The organism is Nocardia bhagyanarayanae, from assembly GCF_006716565.1.
In the GTDB taxonomy this organism is placed as follows: Bacteria; Actinomycetota; Actinomycetes; order Mycobacteriales; family Mycobacteriaceae; genus Nocardia; species Nocardia bhagyanarayanae.
This window is the reverse complement of record NZ_VFPG01000001.1, coordinates 5,193,607-5,210,942: the sequence shown is the minus strand read 5'-3', so window position 1 is coordinate 5,210,942 and position 17,336 is coordinate 5,193,607. Positions and strand designations below refer to the sequence as shown.

Below are 17,336 nucleotides of genomic sequence, written 5' to 3'. Positions count from 1 at the left end.
CTCATCCGGGAGCCAAGTCCTGGGTGTATTCGGCGAACGCCCCGAACACGGTGTCGCGGTCGTCGGGTGTCTTCGCCAGTGCGCTGAGCGCGGCGATCGCCTCCGGCGCGGTGAGATCGGCGACGTCGAGCGTCGCCAACGCGGCGATCCAGTCGATGGTCTCGGCGACGCCGGGCGGCTTGTCGAGATCGAGGGTCCGGGCGTGGGCGACGAATCGGGTGGCGTGCTCGATCAGCGCGTCGGTCGCCCCCGGCACGGTGCGTCGCACGATCGCCACCGCGCGGGCCGGTTCGGGGTAGTCGATCCAGTGATAGAGGCAGCGCCGCCGCAGCGCGTCGTGCAGGTCGCGACTGCGGTTCGAGGTCAGCACCCCCAGCGGCGGCTGTTCGGCGACGAAGGTCCCGAGCTCGGGAACGGTGACCGCCGCCTCACCGAGGAATTCCAGCAGCAACGCCTCGAATTCGTCGTCGGCACGGTCGATTTCGTCGACGAGCAGCACCGGCGGCGTCGGACCGCGATACCGCACACAGCGCAGGATCGGCCGGTCGACCAGGAATGCCTCGGTGAACAGGTCGGCTTCGGTGAGGTCGGCGCCGCGCGCCTCGGCGAGCCGGATGCTGAGCAGCTGGCGCTGGTAGTTCCAGTCGTACAGCGCTTCGCTCACGGTGAGGCCCTCGTAGCACTGCAGGCGGATCAGTGGCGCGCCGAGCACGGTGGCGAGGGTCTTCGCCGCCGTCGTCTTGCCCACGCCCGGTTCGCCTTCCAGCAGCAGCGGCCGCCCCAACGTGGTGGCCAGATAGAAGGCGGCGGCGGTCCCGGTGTCGAGCAGGTAGTCGTCGGCGTCGAAACGTCGCACCACGTCCTCGACATCGTCGAACGGCGACATCATGGCGGCGACGCGGCGCGCAGGCGCTCGTAGTCGTCCCAGGTGTCCACGTCCAAGGGCACCGGGGCGCCGATGTCGAGCCAGGACACCGGCACGCGGCCCGACTCGATGATCTTCCACACGGCCTTGTCGCCGTGCAATCGGGCCAGCTCGCCGAACATGCCGCGGCTCAACCAGAATGGATGACCGAGGCCGTCGCGGTAGCGGCAGACGGTGATGGCGCCGGTCGTTCCCTCGGCGATCAGCCGGTCGACGGTCGCCGCCGACAGACCCGGTTGATCACCGAGCACGAGCACGATTCCTTCGGCCCGGGGGTCCACCGAGCGCAGGGCCGAACGCAACGACGACGCGCAGCCCGAATCGAAGTCTTCGGCCATGACCACCTCCAGCCCGGCGAGATCGACCTGCTGCCGGATCGCCGCCGCGGATCCGCCCAGGGTGACGATCATCTGATCGAAAGCGCAGGATCGCACCACGTCGAGGGTGGCGCCCAGAACCGTCGTATTCCGGTACGGCAGCAGCTGTTTCGCGGTACCGAGTCGCCGTGAGGTACCCGCGGCGAGGACGACTCCGGTGACGAACCCGCTCGTCATGAGTCCGTCTTCGTCGCTGCGAAGGATTTGCGGCAGCCGGTGCTACAGAACCAATAGTCGACGCCGTCGACACTGAGATGTGGCGTGTCCGACCCGACCACGACGGTCATGCCGCACACCGGATCGAGTGCCTCGGATACGACGCCCACCGGGCTCGACGGGACAGTCAAGCCATCCTTGCGGATCGCCTGGATCAGTTCCGCGACGATCGAAACGGCTATCTCCTGGGAGGTCTTGGCACCGATCGGCAAACCCACCGGGGTATGGACGCGTGCGCGTTCGGCGTCGGTCAATCCGAGCTCGTCGAGGATCGACGCCCCGCGAATCCTGCTGGCCACCAAGCCGATATAGCCCACGCCCGCGTCGAGGGCGACGCGGATCAGTTCGGCTTCCGGCCCACCGTGGCTGGCGATGACCATCGCCGTCGTGTCCGTGGGCGAATCCAGCGGGTCGGCTTCGGCGACACTGCGTCGCACCCCGAATCCCACCAATTCGCACACGTCGGCCAGCGCGTCCGCGATGGGTGTCGCGCCGCAGATGCGCACCAGCGGCGCGGGGATCTGTGGCTCGAGGAAGATCTCCAGCGCTCCGCCGGACAGACACGGATTCACCACCACCGCGGCGCCGGGCGCCTCCGGAAATTGCAGATCGCCGTCCGGCAGCACGCGCAGCAGCACACTCTCGTTCGACTGCAGGGCGCCCAGCGCGGCCTTGCGGACCGAGTTCTGGGCGCATTGGCCGCCGACGAATCCCTCGATCGTCCCGTCCTGCAAGAGGATCGCCTCGTCCCCGGCGTGCGCCGAGGTCGGTTGCTGCGCGCGCACGACGGTCGCGTGTACGAACGGAGTCCGGGTGCGGACCAGCTGCTGCGCTCGTTCGCTGATCTTCATCGGTGATCTCATCGCTCGAATCCACTCAGATGGGCGGTCTCGGCCTGCCCTGCATCGCTTCCCACACCCGCGACGGCGTCAGCGGCATGTCGGCGTGCCGAACCCCGAACGGCGCCAACGCGTCCACCACCGCGTTGACCACCGCCGCGGGTGATCCGACCGTGGCCGATTCGCCGATGCCCTTCGCACCGATCGGATGCAGCGGCGAAGGGGTGACCGTGTAGCCGGTCTCGAGATGCGGGACCTCGAGCGCCGTCGGGATGAGGTAGTCCATCAGGGACCCACCGAGGCAGTTGCCGTCCTCGTCGAAGGCGATGATCTCCATCAGCGCCATGCCGATGCCGTCGACGATACCGCCGTGGATCTGGCCCTCGATGATCATCGGATTGATCCGGGTTCCGCAGTCGTCGACGGCGAGGAAGCGGCGGACCTTCACCACGGCCGTCCCCGGGTCGATGTCGACGACGCAGAAGTACGCACCGTAGGGGTAGGTGAGATTCTCCGGGTTGTAGCAGATCTGCGCGTCGAGTCCGCCCTCGATACCTTCGGGCAGATCACCGGCGCCGTGCGCGCGCATCGCGATCTGCTGGATCGTGACGGCCGCGGACGGATCGCCCTTGACGTGGAACGAGCCTTTCTCCCAGTCCAGGTCGGCGATGGAGACCTCGAGCATGCCGGAGGCGATGATCCGCGCCTTGTCGCGCACCTTCCGCGCCACCAGCGCGGCGGCCGCGCCCGAGACCGGTGTCGACCGGCTGCCGTAGGTGCCGAGGCCGAACGGCGTCTGATCGGTGTCGCCGTGCACCACGTCGATGTCGTCCGGCGGTATGCCGAGCTCCTCGGCGACGATCTGGGCGAACGTGGTCTCGTGTCCCTGGCCTTGGGTCTGAACCGACAGTCGCAGAACGGCTTTGCCGGTCGGGTGGACGCGCAGCTCGCATCCGTCGGCCATCCCGAGCCCGAGGATGTCCATGTCCTTGCGCGGACCCGCGCCCACGGCCTCGGTGAAGAAGGACATTCCGATGCCCATCAGCTCGCCGCGTGCTCGCCTGTCCCGCTGCTCTTCTCGCAACGCGTCGTAGCCGATCATGTCCATCGCGAGGCGCATGGTCTTCTCGTAGTCGCCGGAGTCGTAGACCCAGCCGGTCTTGCTTTTGTACGGGAACTGTTCGGGGCGAAGGAGATTGCGTAGCCGCAGCTCGGCCGGATCCATCTTCAGTTCGTGCGCGAGGCAGTCGACCAGCCGCTCGACGAAGTAGACGGCCTCGGTGATCCGGAACGAGCACGCGTAGGCGACGCCGCCGGGCGCCTTGTTCGTGTAGACCGCGGTCATCTTGCAGTAGGCGGCCTCGATGTCGTAGCTGCCGGTGAAGACGCCGAAGAAGCCGGCCGGATACTTCAACGGCGCGGCGGCTCCGTTGAAGGCGCCATGATCGGCGAGCACGGTCGATCGGATGGCGAGGATCTTGCCTTCGGCGGTGGCGGCGATCTCGCCCACCATGATGTAGTCGCGGGCGAACCCGGTGCTGGTGAGGTTCTCGCTGCGATCCTCCATCCACTTCACCGGTTTGCCCAGCAGCAGCGATCCGACGATGGCGCACACGTATCCCGGATAGATGGGCACCTTGTTGCCGAACCCGCCGCCGATATCGGGTGCGATGACCCGGATCTTGTGCTCGGGCAGTCCGGCCACCAACGCGTAGAGCGTGCGGTGGGCGTGCGGCGCCTGACTCGTCGACCACAGCGTGAGCTTTCCCGTCACGGGATCGAGATCCGCGACCGCGCCGCAGGTCTCCATCGGTGCGGGATGCACGCGCGGATAGATGATCTCCTGCTTCACGACGACGTCGGCGCGCGCGAACACCGCCTCGGTGGCGGCGGCGTCGCCGGTCTCCCAGTCGAAGCAGTGGTTGTCCCGCTTGCCCTCGAGATCGTCGCGGATCACCGGCGTGTCGGGCGCCAGTGCGGTCCTGGCATCGATCACCGGATCGAGCATCTCGTACTCGACATTGATCAGCTCCAGCGCGTCGCGCGCCGAGTAGCGATCCTCGGCGACCACGAAGGCCACTTCCTGGCCCTGGAATCGGACTTTGTCGGTCGCCAGCACCGCTTGCACGTCGTTGGACAGCGTCGGCATCCAGGCCAGGCCCTTCGACGCGAGATCCGCGCCCGTGACGACCGCCTTGACCTTCGGGTGCGCCTGTGCCGCCGAGACATCGACGCTGACGATGCGCGCGTGCGCGAACGGGGACCGCAGGATCGCCATGTGCAGCATGCCGGGCAGCGCCACGTCGTCGACGAAATTGCCGCGTCCGCGAATGAACCGCGGGTCCTCCTTGCGCAGCATCCTGCCGTGACCGCACGGCTTGCGGTCGTTGTCGACCCGGTCTTCGGGGCGGGGCTCGACGGCGGTCATGACGCGCTCCCCGCCGGCGTTGCCGTGGCGGCGGGTTCGGGTTCCGCGGCTTCGCCTCGTTGCTTCGACGCGGCCCACTGGATCGACCGCACGATCGTGGTGTATCCGGTGCAGCGGCAGATCTGGCCCGAGATCGCCTCCCGGATGGTCTGCTCGTCGGGATTCGGGTTGCGGTCGAGCAGTGCTCGGGCGGTGATCATCATGCCGGGCGTGCAGAATCCGCACTGGAGTCCGTGGCACTGCATGAAACCCTCTTGTACGGGATCGAGTTGGCCGTCCACTTCGAGTCCCTCGACGGTGCGCACCGCGCGACCACCCGCCATGACGGCCAGCATCGTGCACGACTTCACCGGTTCGCCGTCGACCTCCACCACGCAGGCGCCGCAGTTGCTGGTGTCACAGCCCCAGTGGGTTCCGGTGAGCCGCAATTGATCTCGCAGGAAATGCACGAGCAGGGTGCGCGGCTCGACTTCCGCGGTGACCGGCTCGCCGTTGACGGTCATGGTTACCTGCATGGCTAATTCCCTTTCAGGGCGGATTGGTTCGAGACGCGCTCGACCGACGTGCGCAGCGCGCGAATCGTCAGTTCGGACGCGAGATGGCGCTTGTAGTCCGCGCTGCCGCGCGCATCGGAGACCGGTGAGCACGCCGCGCTCGCCCGGCGGCCCGCCTCCGCGAAAACCTCTTCGGTGGGCGGCTTTCCGATGAGCTCGTCCGCCGCGGCGGCCAGCGCCGATGGATCCGGATCGACCGCCGTCAGGCCGATCCGTGCGGCCGCTATCGCGCCGTCGTTCAACGTCACCGTCGCGCCGGCCGCAGCGATCGCCCAGTCGCCGACACGGCGCTCCACCTTCTCGTAGGCGCTCGAGGTCCGGTGCCGCACGGGAATCCGGATCTCGATCAGGAGTTCGTTGTGCGACATGGCGGTTTCGTACGGCCCGGCCAAGAAGTCGTCCATCGCGATCTCCCGTTCGCCGGACGGTCCGCGCACCAGACAGGTGGCGCCGAGGACCGTGCAGACCGTGGTGAGATCTTCGGCTGGATCGGCCTGGCACAGCGACCCGCCGATCGTGCCGCGGTTGCGCACGACCGGATCGGCGATCACGCGCTCGGCGTCGCGGAAGATCGGGCACACCGCAGCGAGGCGGTCTGATTCCAGCAAATTCCGATGCCGGACCATCGCACCGATTCGCACCAGGGTTGGATCGGTGACGATATAGCCCAGCTCGGCGGCCAGGTCGTTGATGTCGACCAGATATTCCGGATTGGCCAGACGCAGCTTCATCATCGGCAGCAGGCTGTGCCCGCCCGCGATGATGCGCGCCTCTTCCCCCAGCCGGTCCAGTAGTCCGATGGCGTGATCCACGCCCGTCGCGCGCTCGTATTCGAATGGCCCGGGAACCTGCATGTGATCGACCTCACATCGATGGGAGAAGCTCAGCCTCTGCCCCGCTCATGCAGCCGTCAAGACCGATTTCAGTAATCGCTTAATCCGCTGTCCGCGCCGGGTGCGTGGTGGATCCGGCCGCCGGTTTCCGTCAGCGCGCGGCCGTGTCCGCCCCACCGTCGCGCGATGATCTCGGCCGCGATCGAGACCGCCGTCTCTTCGGGCGTCCGGCCGCCGAGGTCCAGTCCGATGGGGCTGGCGAGCCGGGCGAGTTGTTCGTCGGTGAGGCCGGCCTGGCGCAGGCGCGTCATCCGCTCGTCGTGCGTGCGGCGCGACCCCATGGCGCCGACATAACCGATCCTGGGCTCGCGCAGCGCCACCTCGAGCAGCGGGACGTCGAACTTGGGATCGTGGGTCAGCACGCAGACGACGGTCCGCGAGTCGATCGCGCCCGCCGCGATCTGGGCGGCCAGATAGCGGTGTGGCCAGTCGACGACGACCTCGTCGGCGGTCGGGAACCGGGCCGAGGTGGCGAAGATCGGCCGCGCGTCGCACACCGTCACCCGATATCCGAGGAACGACCCCTGCTTGGCGACCGCGGCGGCGAAATCGATCGCTCCGAACACCAGCATCCGCGGTTGCGGCGCGTAACTCGCGACGAAAACCGCCATACCTTCGCCGCGACGCTGCCCGTCCGGACCGTAGGTCAGCACCTCGTTGCGACCCGCCGCGAGCAGCCCGCGTCCGTCATCGATCACCGCGTCGTCGGCGCGCGCCGAACCCAGCGTGCCGTGTGCGGTGTCCGGCCGGATCAGCAGCCGTCGCCCTACCCGGGCGGCGTCGGGGTGTTCGATGATCGTCGCGATCGCGACCGGCCGGCGGTCGGCGATGTCCGTGGCGATCTCACCCAGTTCGGGGAACGTCTCCCGCGAGATCGCCTCGACGAAGATATCGATGATGCCGCCGCAGGTGAGGCCGACAGCGAACGCGTCGTCGTCGGAGAAGCCGTATTGCTGCAAGACCGGGCGACCGGTCCGGACGACCTCGGTGGCGAGGTCGTAGACCGCGCCTTCGACGCAACCACCGGAGACCGAACCGCCGACCGTCCCGTCCGGGGCGACGACCATGGCCGCGCCCGGCGGTCGCGGGGCCGAACGGAAGGTCCGCACGACCGTCGCGACCCCAGCCGTGGCCCCGGCGTTCCAGGTTGTCATCAGATCCGTGAGCACGTCCTGCACGATGTGTCCTCCGGGCACAATGCGGCGGTAGGCGCCGCGTCCATCTCCAAACTAGACTCGGAGCGTGACGCCCGCCCAGCTCAGGGCCTATTCGACCGTGGTGCGGCTCGGCTCCGTCCACGCGGCGGCCAGAGAGCTGGGGATGTCCGACGCCGGTGTCTCGATGCATATCGCGCAGCTGCGCAAGGAGCTCGACGACCCGCTGTTCACCCGCGCGGCGGCGGGACTGATCTTCACACCCGGCGGGCTGCGCTTGGCCAGCCGGGCGATCGAGATCCTCGGACTACAGCGCCAGACCGCCATCGAGGTGAGCGAAGCGGCGCACGGCCGACGGCTGCTCCACATCGCGGCGTCGAGCGCGTTCGCCGAACATGCCGCGCCGGGCCTCATCGATCTGTTCGCGGCGCGGGCGAAGGATCTGTCGGTCGAGCTGAGCGTGCATCCGACCAGCCAGTTCCGCAGGCTCATCGAGACCCGCGCGGTGGACATCGCGCTCGGGCCAGCACCGGAGGGCACCGACACGACCGTCACCGCCCGGCCGTTCCTGAAGTATCGGATCATTTCCGTCGCGCGCCCCGACAGCCCGCTGGCGGGCGCCGCGCCGCATCCGGCGCTGCTGCGCGAACAGCAGTGGATGCTCGGACCGAGCGCGGGCAGTGTCGACGGGCATATCGCGACGATGTTGCGCGAGTTGGCGATTCCCGAATCACAGCAGCGGATCTTCCAGAGCGACGCCGCCGCTCTCGAAGAGGTCCGCCGTGTCGGGGGCGTCACCCTGACGATCGGATTCGCCGTGTCCTCCGATCTCGCGGCCGGTCGTTTGACCCACATCAACGGCCCCGGCCTCCAGGTATCCGACGAGTGGTGCGCGACCACACTGCCACCCGATGCCCGCCAGCCCGCGGTGTCGGAACTACTCCGGTTCATCACCACTCCGCGCTGCACCCAGGCGATGATCCGCGGGTCCGGGGTCGGCGTCACCCGATTCCGTCCGAAAGTTCATGTGACACTGTGGAGTTGAACGCGGGCAAAGCCGAGCGCACCGGCCCGGCCGCCGCGTCCGGCCTGCGCGTCAACTGGGCGATCAGCCCGCGGACACCGTCTGGCCGGTCATGGCGAGGAGCATTTTCGCGGCCTCCGTCGCGCCATCGGTGCGGATAGTGGCGGCCACGGCGGTCGCTCGCTCTCGGGTCTCCGGGGCCAAGGCGAGTTCGAGTGCGGCCGACAGGGAGTCGACGGTCGGCGCGGGACCGTCGTGGGCCGCGCCGATGCCCAGCCCCGCCACCCGGTCTGCCCAGTACGGCTGGTCCGCGATCTGGGGGACCACCAGCTGTGGCGCACCGGCCCTGGCGGCTGTGGTCGTGGTGCCCGCGCCGCCGTGGTGCACGACCGCGGCCACGCGGCCGAACAGCGCCTGCTGGTTGACCTCCCCGACGGCGAAGCAGTCGTCGGCGTCGTCGATCGGGGCCAGCTCGGCCCAGCCGCGCGCGAGGACGACGCGGCGGCCCTGCGCGCGGACCGCTTCGATGGCCACCTGGGCGATGTCCTTCGGGACGTACGAGGCGATGCTGCCGAAGCCGACGTACACCGGCGGTTCCCCGGCATCCAAGAAAGCCTCCAGCCCTTTCGGGAGCGGGCGGTCGTCCGGGAGAATCCACGCCCCGGTCTGCACGAGGTCGAGGTCCGTCATGCCCTGCGACGGGCACAGCGTCGGGTCCGCCGCCAGCCACGGCCGGTCGGTGAAGACGTAGTCGCGGACGTTGTCCACCGGCGGCAGGCCGATCTCCGTGCGATGGGTGTTGAGCGCCTCGCGGTACAGCGCGTTCACCCGCTGGGCGTCCTGCTCCCACAGCACCCGGTTGTCGGTCTCGTTCTGCGGGGACTGCTTGCCCGGCCGCGCCCCGGGCGGGAAGTGCCGCGACGGCAATCCGTAGAGCTGGAAGCACGCGAACACGTAGCCGATGCCCTGCTTCTCGGCCACGTCTCGGGCGCCTGCGGGCATCAGGCCGGTCGCCAGCAGCGCGTCACATCCCTCGGCCGCCTCGGCGAGCGTGGCGAACCGCGCCGCGACCAGCTCGCGAGCGAACCGGAACGCGTCCTCCGCGGTCGGCGGCTTCGCACCGGCGACCACCGAGCGCACGGTCGGGCCGAGCGGCACGAACGGAACGCCGGCACGCGCCAGCAGTGCCGCGAACTCCTCGTCCGGCGGCGCGCACACCCGCGCCTGCGCACCGAGTTCCCGCAATGCCACCGCGAGACCCACCACGGGTTCGACATCGCCGCGCGATCCCACCGTCGTCAACAACACACGCACGTCCGCATCTCCCATTTCCGCAGGTCCTGGCTTCCGGCCGACAATGATGGGCCATGACCCGGGTCTTGCCGCAAGCCCCGGGGTGCGCTATATCTTGAAAAGGGGAGGGGAGCAGGCCCCGCTCACATTCGCGTTCTTCTCATCCGACACGGACGAACAGCTCGCTTCCGAAGCGACCCGCCTGCATGCGGCAGCCACTGGAATACCAGTGCTCCGTAACGCTTTCAAGCCGCTCCACCATTCTCGTCCCGTCCCGTCCCGCCCCGGCACGGCACGGCACGGCACGGCACGGCACGGCACGGCACGGAGGCAGCCTTCCGGCACGCCGAGCTAGTCCGACAAACTACGCGGATGGCTGTTGCGGGTCACCCGGGGGACAGATCCGCTCGAACATGGCGTGGTCGTGGCAGCACACGCCACGACCACGCACGCACCTCCCAAGGCCGACATCGACCGAGCCTGCCGCACGAGCTGTGTGGGCAATCCCGCTTACGCAGCCAAATCCGGTAGCGAACCAAGAGGCTGACGACGTGCGCCAGACGCGGAGCCGCGTCACTAGCCTCCCGTGTGACTCACCGGGTCACCCTGCCCGGCATGATCGACGGACACATCGGCCCGGTCGACCGGCGCGGCGGTATCGACTTGTGCCACAACAGAAGTCGTCTCGTAGTTCTCTACATCGAACTTCCGCAGCTGCCCTCGGAACCGGAAGCTGAAGTCGGGCCACAGCGTCGGATTGTTCCCGTGCCGGTCGAGGAACCAGCTGGTGCAGCCGCCGGTGAGCCACACGCTGCGGGCCATCTTCTGCTGCACGACGCGGTTGTACTCGTCCTGCACGTCCTCGCGGACCTCGAACGTCCGCAGACCCTGCTTGTCCATCGTCGCGAGAGCATCGAGCACATAAGCGATTTGGGATTCGATGACGTAGATCAGCGAGGTGTAGTTCAGGCCGGAGTTGGCGCCGAGCATGGTGAACAGGTTCGGGAAGCCCGCGACGGTCGTGCCTTTGTAGGCCTGTAGCCCATCGGTTTCGAACTCCTCGGACAGGGTCAGGCCGGCCCGGCCGGTGAACATGCTGTAGGTCGGTGAATCGGCGACGTGGAAGCCGGTGCACAACACGATGGCGTCGACCTCGCGTTCGGTGCCGTCCTCCGAGACGATCGAGCGTCCGCGGATCTCCTCGATGCCGTCGGTGACGAGTTCGACATTGTCCCGAGTGAGGGCCGGGTAGAACTTGTTCGAGATGAGCAGGCGCTTGCAGCCCGCGCGGAATTTCGGGGTGAGCCGCTTGCGCAATGCCGGATCGCGGACCTCCAACCACAGCTTCACACGCGCGATCAGCTCCAGGAACACGGCCGTGGCCGGGTACTTGGCCTGGCTGATCACGAACAGCTCACGGTTGGCGTAGATCAGCCCGCGGATCAACCGCTGAAGTCCCGGAACGTGCTTGAAGGCGAACCGCTCCGGGGCCAGATACCTGCGAGTGAGATGCGGGAACACCCATCCCGCGCTGCGCTGGTACACGTCGAGCCGCGCGACCTCCGGCGCGATGGACGGCACGATCTGCACGGCCGAGGCGCCCGTGCCGATGACCGCGACCCGCTTACCGGACAGCTCGGCGTCGTGATCCCACTGCGCCGAATGGAAGATCTCGCCCTCGAACGAGTGAATTCCCTTGATGTCGGGCAGGTTCGGCTCGGCGAGCACTCCGGCGGCCGAGACGACGATATCGGCGGTGAACTTCCCGCGCGTGGTCTCGACCTCCCACCGGGCGTCCGCGTCGTTCCACCGGGCGCCCGTCATCGCGCAGCCGAAGACGTGCTTGTCGCGCACACCGTACCGGTCGGCGATGCCCTGGATGTAGCGGTGGATCTCCGGCTGCGGCGAGAACGACCGCGACCACTCGGGATTCAGCGCGAACGAATACGAGTACAGCTGCGACGGAACATCGCAGCCCGCACCCGGATACGTGTTGACCCGCCAGGTGCCGCCCACGTCGTCGCCGCGCTCGACGACCAGGAAGTCGGTGTACCCCTCCTGCGTCAGCCGGACGGCCGTGCCGAGTCCGGAAAGCCCGCTACCGACGATGAGGACACGGGTGTGCCGAGGCACGTCGACGGCGTCCCCCTTGGTGATGCTCTGGCTCATACCGGACCTCATCGGGATTCGTAGATGCGCTTGTGACCGGAGATCGCGGCGAGCCGGAACGGGCGACCGGTCTCCTCGGGGATGGCGTGATACATGCCGTCCGAGGGCGATTCGGCTTCGTGCAGGACGCGGTAGCGGTCGTAGTCGAGCGCGATGCGGGTGGCGATGGCGTCCCGGTTGGCGTCGGTGCGCAGATGCGTGCGGTAGCCGGGTTGCACTGTGCCGCTGAAGAATTCGGCGACGCTGCCAGATCCGTAGCTGATGAAGGCGAGCGGCTTGCCGGTCAGGTCGCCGGTGTGGTCGAGCAGCGAGGCCAGACCGAGGTAGAGCGAGGCGGTGTAGCTGTTGCCGACCGTGCGGTTGTAGATGGTCGTGTTGCGGATGGCGGCGTCGATCTCCGCCGCGTCGGCGGTGTGCCCCTGGCTCTCCAGCAGGTGACGGTGCGCCTTGAAGGCCATCTTGGTGAACGGCTGGTGGTAGCAGAACGCGGCGAACTCGGTGAGCTCGCGCCCGCCGTTGCGGCGGTAGTCGGTCCAGGCTTCCTGGGTGGCCTTCTGGTAGGCGTTGACGGAGGTCTTGCCGTCGACCATGGCGGCGGTGCGGTAGTTCGGGCGCCAGAAGTCCATGATGTCGGCGCTGTAGATACCGGACTGCGAATCCAGTTGCAGGATGGCGGGATTCGCGCTGACGAGCATCGCGACCGCGGCGGCGCCCTGGGTCGGTTCACCGGGGGTGCCGAGCTCGTACTTGGCGATGTCGGTGGCGATGACCAGCACCCGCTGCGACGGGTCGCGCGCGATGAGCCCGGCGGCGAATTGCAGTCCGGCCGTGCCGCCGTAGCAGGCCTGCTTGAGCTCGACGACGCGAGCGGTGTTCGGCAGGCCGATCAGCGGGTGCAGATACAGGCCCGCCGCCTTGGACTGGTCGACACCGCTTTCCGTGGCCAGCAGCACCGTGCGGATGTTGTCGACGCCGTGGCGGTCGAGGATGGGCTTGGCGGCGGCCGCGGCGATGGTGACGATGTCCTCGTCGGCTGCGGCGACGCTCATGTTCTCCTGGCCGATGCCGAGGTAGAACTTGTCGGGATCGACGCCGAGGCGCTCGGCTAGCACCGCGTGGTCGAGCGCGTAGTGGGTGGTCGCGAAGGAAAGGTCGTGGATTCCGACCGGGGTGATGGTCATGGCTGTGCTCCGATGTTGGCGGTGGGGATGCTTGCGGTGGGCCGTTCGAATTGGGTGTGGGCGCGCATCAATTCGCCGCTGTTGGTCTGCGCCGCCATCAGCGACAGTTCGCCGCACAACACGGCGGCGGCGGCGATGACGGCGAGCCGGCGGGCGTTGTCGCCGGGATCGCGATCCGCGCGGCAGCCCAGGCGGGTCAGGTTCTCGTCGACGAAGCTCTGGTGCTTGCCGTTGCCCACCGTCCCGACGATGAGATTCGGCAACGTGCACGAGAAGTAGAGGTCGCCCCCGCGGTCCTCAGCGTGGGTGATGCCCTGGGAACCTTCCACGATATTCGCGGCGTCCTGCCCGGTGGCCAGGTAGAACGCGAGCAGCATGTTGGCGTAATGGGCGTTGGCGGAACGGATTCCGCCGGCCAGCAGGGTGCCGATGAGGTTCTTGCGGATGTTCAGCTCCACCACCTGGCGGGCGGTGGTGTGCAGTCGCTTCTCGACCACCTCGCGGGGGACGAGCAGTTCGGTGACGACGTTCTTGCCGCGGCCGAGGATCCCGTTGACCGCGGTCGCCTTCTTGTCCGTGCAGTAGTTCCCGGAGATCGAGACGTACCGCAGGCCGGGCATCGTGGCCAAGATGTGGTTCATCAGGTGGTCGCAGGCGAGGGTGGCCATGTTGTGGCCGGAGGCGTCGCCGGTGGTGAATTCGAAGCGCAGGAACAGCAGATTGCCGGTGATCTGGTGGTGCAGGTCGATGAGGCGGGCGAACCGGCTGCTGCCCGCGGCCACCTCCTGGAGTTCGGGGAATCGGTCGCGGAGCTGTCCGACGGTGGTGTGCGCGGTGTAGGCGTCGTCGGCCTCGAGCAGGATCGAGCGGGTCATGCGGTCGTCGACGACGGTGGCGACCACGCCCTTCTCGGTCAGCGTGGAGATCCGGGCGCCGCGACCGACCGAGGGCCACAGCGGCGATTCGTAAGTGGCCAGAGGGACGTCCACACTGTCGTCGACGGTGTTGCCCGTAATGCGCACGGGGCCGACCCACCGTAGCGGCACCGCCGCGAAAGTCTCGTCGTTCACGCGTGGCTCCTTCTTTCCGATTCGTTCCACCAGGGGCTCCGGTGGGCATAGGAGGCCGCGTCGATACCGCGCAGCCGGCAAAATGTGTCCACCTCGCCGGTGATCAGCAGATCGCTACCGGCCAGGTCGGCGGGCGTCGGTGCGCCGAGCACGGTGAGGATCTGCCGCAGCTGATCGAGCCAGGTGCGGATCATCTCGATCAACGCCTCGGTGCCCTGACTGACGAGCGTCTCGAGGAAACGACCAGCGACCCCGGTCGCGTTGGCGCCCAACGCCAATGCGCGGGCGATGTCGAGGGGCGAGCGGATACCGCCGGAGGCGAAGAGGTCGATGCCGGTGACGCCCGCGCAGTCCACCAGGCAGTTGGCCGTCGATTGGCCCCAGTCCACCAGGAAGGAGAAGTCCGCCGTGGTGCGCCGATCGTTCTCGATGCGCGCGAAATTGGTGCCGCCGCGCCCGCCGACATCGGCGACGGCCACGCCCGCGTCACGCAGCCAGGTGACGGTGGGCCTGCTGAGACCGAAACCGACTTCTTTGACGATCACCGGCACGGAGGTGTGCTCGGTGATGCGCTCGATCTGCTGCGGCCAGGACCCGAAAGACCGGTCGCCCTCGGGCATCACGATCTCCTGGACCGCGTTGAGGTGGATTTGCAGTGCGTCGGCTTCCAGGAGATCGATCGCCCGCCGCACCTCGTCCAGCGTCGCGGTCGCGTTGACGTTCGCCATGACGAAGCCGTGCGGATTCTCCTCGCGCAGCACACGGAAGGTGTCCGCGACGGAGGGGTCGCGGAAGAAGGCGCTCATCGATCCCGACGCGATGGGGATGCCGGTCTCGCGGGCGGCGATGGCCAGCTGCCGGTTGATGTCTCCGGTGTGCTGGCTGCCCCCGGTCATGCCGTTGATGAAAAGTGGTGTTTCCCAGCGCTTCCCGGCCACGTCGACGGCCAACGACACGTCGTCGCCGTCGATGCCCGCGAGAGCGTGGTGGATGAAGGTGACCGAGTCGAAGTCGTTGGGCCCGCCGTCGCGCTGCTGGCTCACGGCGTGGCGAACGTGATCGTCTTTACGGCTCGCGATCATCGGCGGTCCCCTTCGAATGGATGTGTCCGCAACGACAGCGGCCGGATGCCCGCGCTGACCCAGCGGTCGGTGAGCTCGGTGATCGCCGCGGTGCGAACGCGGTCGATGAGCGCGATGCCGCAATCGCCGCCGCCCGCGCCGGAGGGTTTCGCCGCGGCGCCGACCGCCGCGCCCGCCGCGCACAGCGCACGCAGCGACGGCGTCATGATGCCCAACCGGGCTCTCACATCGAGGTCGATGAGAAGCGCTCGGGCACAATCGATTTCAGTACGAATAGCTGGGGCGTCGTCGGCCTCCAGCGCGGCGACGAGTCGTTGGACGCACCGGTCGCTTTCGGCCACGAAGTCGGCAGGCGTGCCGACCTCGCGGAGCCCGGCCACCAATTGCGGTGTGGACGCGGGTTTTTCGGTCCAGCCGACCTGCATCGCGAGTCCCGTCGGCGTGGGCAGCGGGCGCACCGACAGACCCGGCCACGGCGCACGCAGCGCGGCGTCCACCCCGCTCTCGGCCACCACCTCGGCTACGCGCTGCCGGTCGGGGGAGCTGTAGGCGATCCAGCCGCCCCAGGTGCTCGCCGCCACGTCGCCGCCGGAGGCGCGCGGGTTGATCGAGACGGTGGCCAGCATCGCCAATCGGTAGCGGTCCATCAGGCTGGGATCGAGCTGATAGAACCGGCTCAGCGCCGCGACGGTGGCCACCGTGACGGCCGCGCTGGAACCGAGACCGAGCTTTCTGCCGTCCTCGTCGGCGAGGTCGGTGCTGATGCTCAGCCGGTAGGGGCGCGCCACGATACCGCGTTCGACGAGCAGCCGATCGATGATCGCGGCCGCCGCGAAGACGTAGGAGAAGTTCGGCGGCACGACGCCATCGGAGGGAACCAGTCCGTCGCCGATGCGCCCGCAGGTCAGGGTCACGCCGCCGTCGAGTTCCGAATGCAGCGACGTGAGCTCGTCATCGGCCTCGACGACCGTGGCGGTGGCATAGCGGTCGACCGCGGTGAGAACGGCATGATGTCCCGGCTCGACGACGGCGTATTCGCCCGCGATGAAAAGCTTTCCCGGAGCGCGACAGGTGATCATCGCTCGTCGTCTCGGACTAGCGCCGCACCGGGGCCGAGATGCGCCACCTGGATGTCGGCGGCGTCGCGCAGGGCGGTGGTCACTCGCTGCTCGTCCGCGCGGGCGCACAGCACCTTGACGTTCGGTCCGGCGTCCATGGTGGCGTACGCGGCGATGCCGTCCGCGCGCAGCGCGAGCACCCGATCCAGGATCGCGACCGACCGCGGCGACAGGTATCGGACCGACGGTCTGGCCAGCAGCATGGTGGCATGCATGCCGAGGGCGTTGCGCTCGGCGATCTCCCCGACGGCGGGCAGATCACGGCGCGCGATCGCCTTGCGCATCTCCTCGAGGTCGACCCGGGACGCGTCGGCCCACGGCCGGTAGAAGGGCGAGGTGTCGCAGGTCCGCCGCATCGCCTCGCGGCTCGATACCGCCTTGGCCCCGTCGTCGACGACGGCGACGATCAGCGCCGGATCCAGCGCGTCGCCGTCGATCGGTTCGGCGTAGGAACTCGCGTCTCCGGCCTCGCCGTCGCCTTCCCCCGCGTGCCACACCGCGAACCCGCCGAAGATGGAACGGCAGGCCGAGCCGGAGCCTCGCCGAGCCAGCCGCGACAGCGCGCGGGCATCCGCGTCGAGTCCGTAGGCGGCGGCCGCGGCGACGGCCAGCGCGGCGAAGCCGCTCGCCGAGGAGGCCAGGCCCGCGCCGGTCGGTCCGGCGTTGGTGGAGACGACCACGGCGTATTCGTCGCGGCCCGCCCGCGCGCGCACCAGATCCAGGAACCGCGCGACTCTGGCGTGCGCGTCGCCGACCGCCGGGCGGTCGTTGAGCACGACCGTGTCGCCCGGCTCCGAGCTCAATCGCACCGCGGTCGTGGTCGGGTAGATGTCGAGGGTCATCGAGAGGCTTCCCGTGACGGGAAGGAAGTACGTCTCGTCGCGCTTGCCCCAGTACTTCACCAAGGCGATGTTCGGGTGCGCGACGGCGACCGCCGCGTCACCGATCACGTTGTCGCCGAACCGATCCGCGAGCGGGTCGGCCAGCTCTGCTCCAGCTGTGAATGTCATTGG

At 68.5% G+C, this 17,336-nt stretch carries 15 protein-coding genes; 1 reads left to right on the top strand and 14 read right to left on the bottom strand.

From position 1 onward, the window contains the following. Position 1: 1 nt before the first annotated feature. The 7 genes from FB390_RS22625 to FB390_RS22595 form a co-directional block, all read right to left on the bottom strand. Positions 2–889, bottom strand: a complete 888-nt coding sequence (locus FB390_RS22625) for an AAA family ATPase (RefSeq protein WP_141810745.1) — start codon at positions 887–889, stop codon at positions 2–4. Beyond that, the gene (locus FB390_RS22620) at positions 886–1,479 is read right to left on the bottom strand and encodes a nucleotidyltransferase family protein (RefSeq protein WP_141810744.1); all 594 of its coding nucleotides are present in this window, start codon (positions 1,477–1,479) and stop codon (positions 886–888) included. Before FB390_RS22620 ends, FB390_RS22625 begins: the two co-directional genes overlap by 4 nt. Then, positions 1,476–2,369, bottom strand: coding sequence for an XdhC family protein (locus FB390_RS22615; RefSeq protein ID WP_141811962.1), 894 nt, complete (start codon positions 2,367–2,369; stop codon positions 1,476–1,478). The genes FB390_RS22620 and FB390_RS22615 overlap by 4 nt, the downstream gene beginning before the upstream one ends. Positions 2,370–2,394: 25 nt before the next feature. Further along, positions 2,395–4,785 (bottom strand): aerobic carbon-monoxide dehydrogenase large subunit, encoded by a 2,391-nt coding sequence (locus FB390_RS22610; protein WP_141810743.1) that lies wholly within the window; start codon positions 4,783–4,785, stop codon positions 2,395–2,397. After that, the gene (locus tag FB390_RS22605) at positions 4,782–5,300 is read right to left on the bottom strand and encodes a (2Fe-2S)-binding protein (RefSeq protein WP_141810742.1); all 519 of its coding nucleotides are present in this window, start codon (positions 5,298–5,300) and stop codon (positions 4,782–4,784) included. The genes FB390_RS22610 and FB390_RS22605 overlap by 4 nt, the downstream gene beginning before the upstream one ends. A 2-nt stretch (positions 5,301–5,302) precedes the next feature. Beyond that, a complete protein-coding gene (locus tag FB390_RS22600; protein ID WP_141810741.1) occupies positions 5,303–6,193 on the bottom strand; it encodes an FAD binding domain-containing protein in 891 nt (296 codons plus the stop codon). Positions 6,194–6,261: 68 nt separating this feature from the next. Beyond that, complete coding sequence (locus tag FB390_RS22595; RefSeq protein ID WP_185757137.1) at positions 6,262–7,410, bottom strand: XdhC family protein; 1,149 nt, start codon at positions 7,408–7,410, stop codon at positions 6,262–6,264. A gap of 64 nt (positions 7,411–7,474) precedes the next feature. Here FB390_RS22595 and FB390_RS22590 point away from each other — a divergent pair, with 64 nt between their 5' ends. After that, positions 7,475–8,431 carry a LysR family transcriptional regulator gene (locus tag FB390_RS22590; RefSeq protein WP_141810739.1) on the top strand — a complete coding sequence of 319 codons (957 nt, stop codon included), beginning with the start codon at positions 7,475–7,477 and terminating at the stop codon, positions 8,429–8,431. A 63-nt stretch (positions 8,432–8,494) separates the two neighbouring features. Here FB390_RS22590 and FB390_RS22585 read toward each other — a convergent pair whose 3' ends face one another. From FB390_RS22585 to mvaD, 7 genes are all read right to left on the bottom strand, one after another. Further along, positions 8,495–9,724, bottom strand: a complete 1,230-nt coding sequence (locus tag FB390_RS22585; protein ID WP_141810738.1) for a glycosyltransferase — start codon at positions 9,722–9,724, stop codon at positions 8,495–8,497. Positions 9,725–10,279: 555 nt separating this feature from the next. Next, positions 10,280–11,872, bottom strand: a complete 1,593-nt coding sequence (locus tag FB390_RS22580) for a flavin-containing monooxygenase (protein ID WP_141810737.1) — start codon at positions 11,870–11,872, stop codon at positions 10,280–10,282. An 8-nt stretch (positions 11,873–11,880) separates the two neighbouring features. Then, positions 11,881–13,053: a hydroxymethylglutaryl-CoA synthase gene (locus FB390_RS22575; RefSeq protein ID WP_141810736.1), complete on the bottom strand. Its 1,173-nt coding sequence runs from the start codon at positions 13,051–13,053 to the stop codon at positions 11,881–11,883. Next, positions 13,050–14,123 (bottom strand): hydroxymethylglutaryl-CoA reductase, encoded by a 1,074-nt coding sequence (locus tag FB390_RS22570; RefSeq protein WP_141810735.1) that lies wholly within the window; start codon positions 14,121–14,123, stop codon positions 13,050–13,052. The genes FB390_RS22575 and FB390_RS22570 overlap by 4 nt, the downstream gene beginning before the upstream one ends. Then, positions 14,120–15,205, bottom strand: a complete 1,086-nt coding sequence (fni, locus tag FB390_RS22565; protein WP_141810734.1) for a type 2 isopentenyl-diphosphate Delta-isomerase — start codon at positions 15,203–15,205, stop codon at positions 14,120–14,122. Before fni ends, FB390_RS22570 begins: the two co-directional genes overlap by 4 nt. Beyond that, entirely contained in the window at positions 15,202–16,284 is a 1,083-nt protein-coding gene (locus FB390_RS22560; protein ID WP_141810733.1) for a phosphomevalonate kinase, read from the bottom strand. Before FB390_RS22560 ends, fni begins: the two co-directional genes overlap by 4 nt. Continuing rightward, entirely contained in the window at positions 16,281–17,333 is a 1,053-nt protein-coding gene (gene mvaD, locus FB390_RS22555; RefSeq protein ID WP_141810732.1) for a diphosphomevalonate decarboxylase, read from the bottom strand. The genes FB390_RS22560 and mvaD overlap by 4 nt, the downstream gene beginning before the upstream one ends. Positions 17,334–17,336: the final 3 nt, after the last annotated feature.

Bases quoted from the DNA above. Each gene is read 5' to 3' on its own strand.
- FB390_RS22625 (WP_141810745.1), bottom strand. From the start codon at position 889: ATGATGTCGCCGTTCGACGATGTCGAGGACGTGGTGCGACGTTTCGAC.
- FB390_RS22620 (WP_141810744.1), bottom strand. From the start codon at position 1,479: ATGACGAGCGGGTTCGTCACCGGAGTCGTCCTCGCCGCGGGTACCTCA.
- FB390_RS22615 (WP_141811962.1), bottom strand. From the start codon at position 2,369: ATGAAGATCAGCGAACGAGCGCAGCAGCTGGTCCGCACCCGGACTCCG.
- FB390_RS22610 (WP_141810743.1), bottom strand. From the start codon at position 4,785: ATGACCGCCGTCGAGCCCCGCCCCGAAGACCGGGTCGACAACGACCGC.
- FB390_RS22605 (WP_141810742.1), bottom strand. From the start codon at position 5,300: ATGCAGGTAACCATGACCGTCAACGGCGAGCCGGTCACCGCGGAAGTC.
- FB390_RS22600 (WP_141810741.1), bottom strand. From the start codon at position 6,193: ATGCAGGTTCCCGGGCCATTCGAATACGAGCGCGCGACGGGCGTGGAT.
- FB390_RS22580 (WP_141810737.1), bottom strand. From the start codon at position 11,872: ATGAGCCAGAGCATCACCAAGGGGGACGCCGTCGACGTGCCTCGGCAC.
- FB390_RS22575 (WP_141810736.1), bottom strand. From the start codon at position 13,053: ATGACCATCACCCCGGTCGGAATCCACGACCTTTCCTTCGCGACCACC.
- fni (WP_141810734.1), bottom strand. From the start codon at position 15,205: ATGATCGCGAGCCGTAAAGACGATCACGTTCGCCACGCCGTGAGCCAG.
- FB390_RS22560 (WP_141810733.1), bottom strand. From the start codon at position 16,284: ATGATCACCTGTCGCGCTCCGGGAAAGCTTTTCATCGCGGGCGAATAC.
- mvaD (WP_141810732.1), bottom strand. From the start codon at position 17,333: ATGACATTCACAGCTGGAGCAGAGCTGGCCGACCCGCTCGCGGATCGG.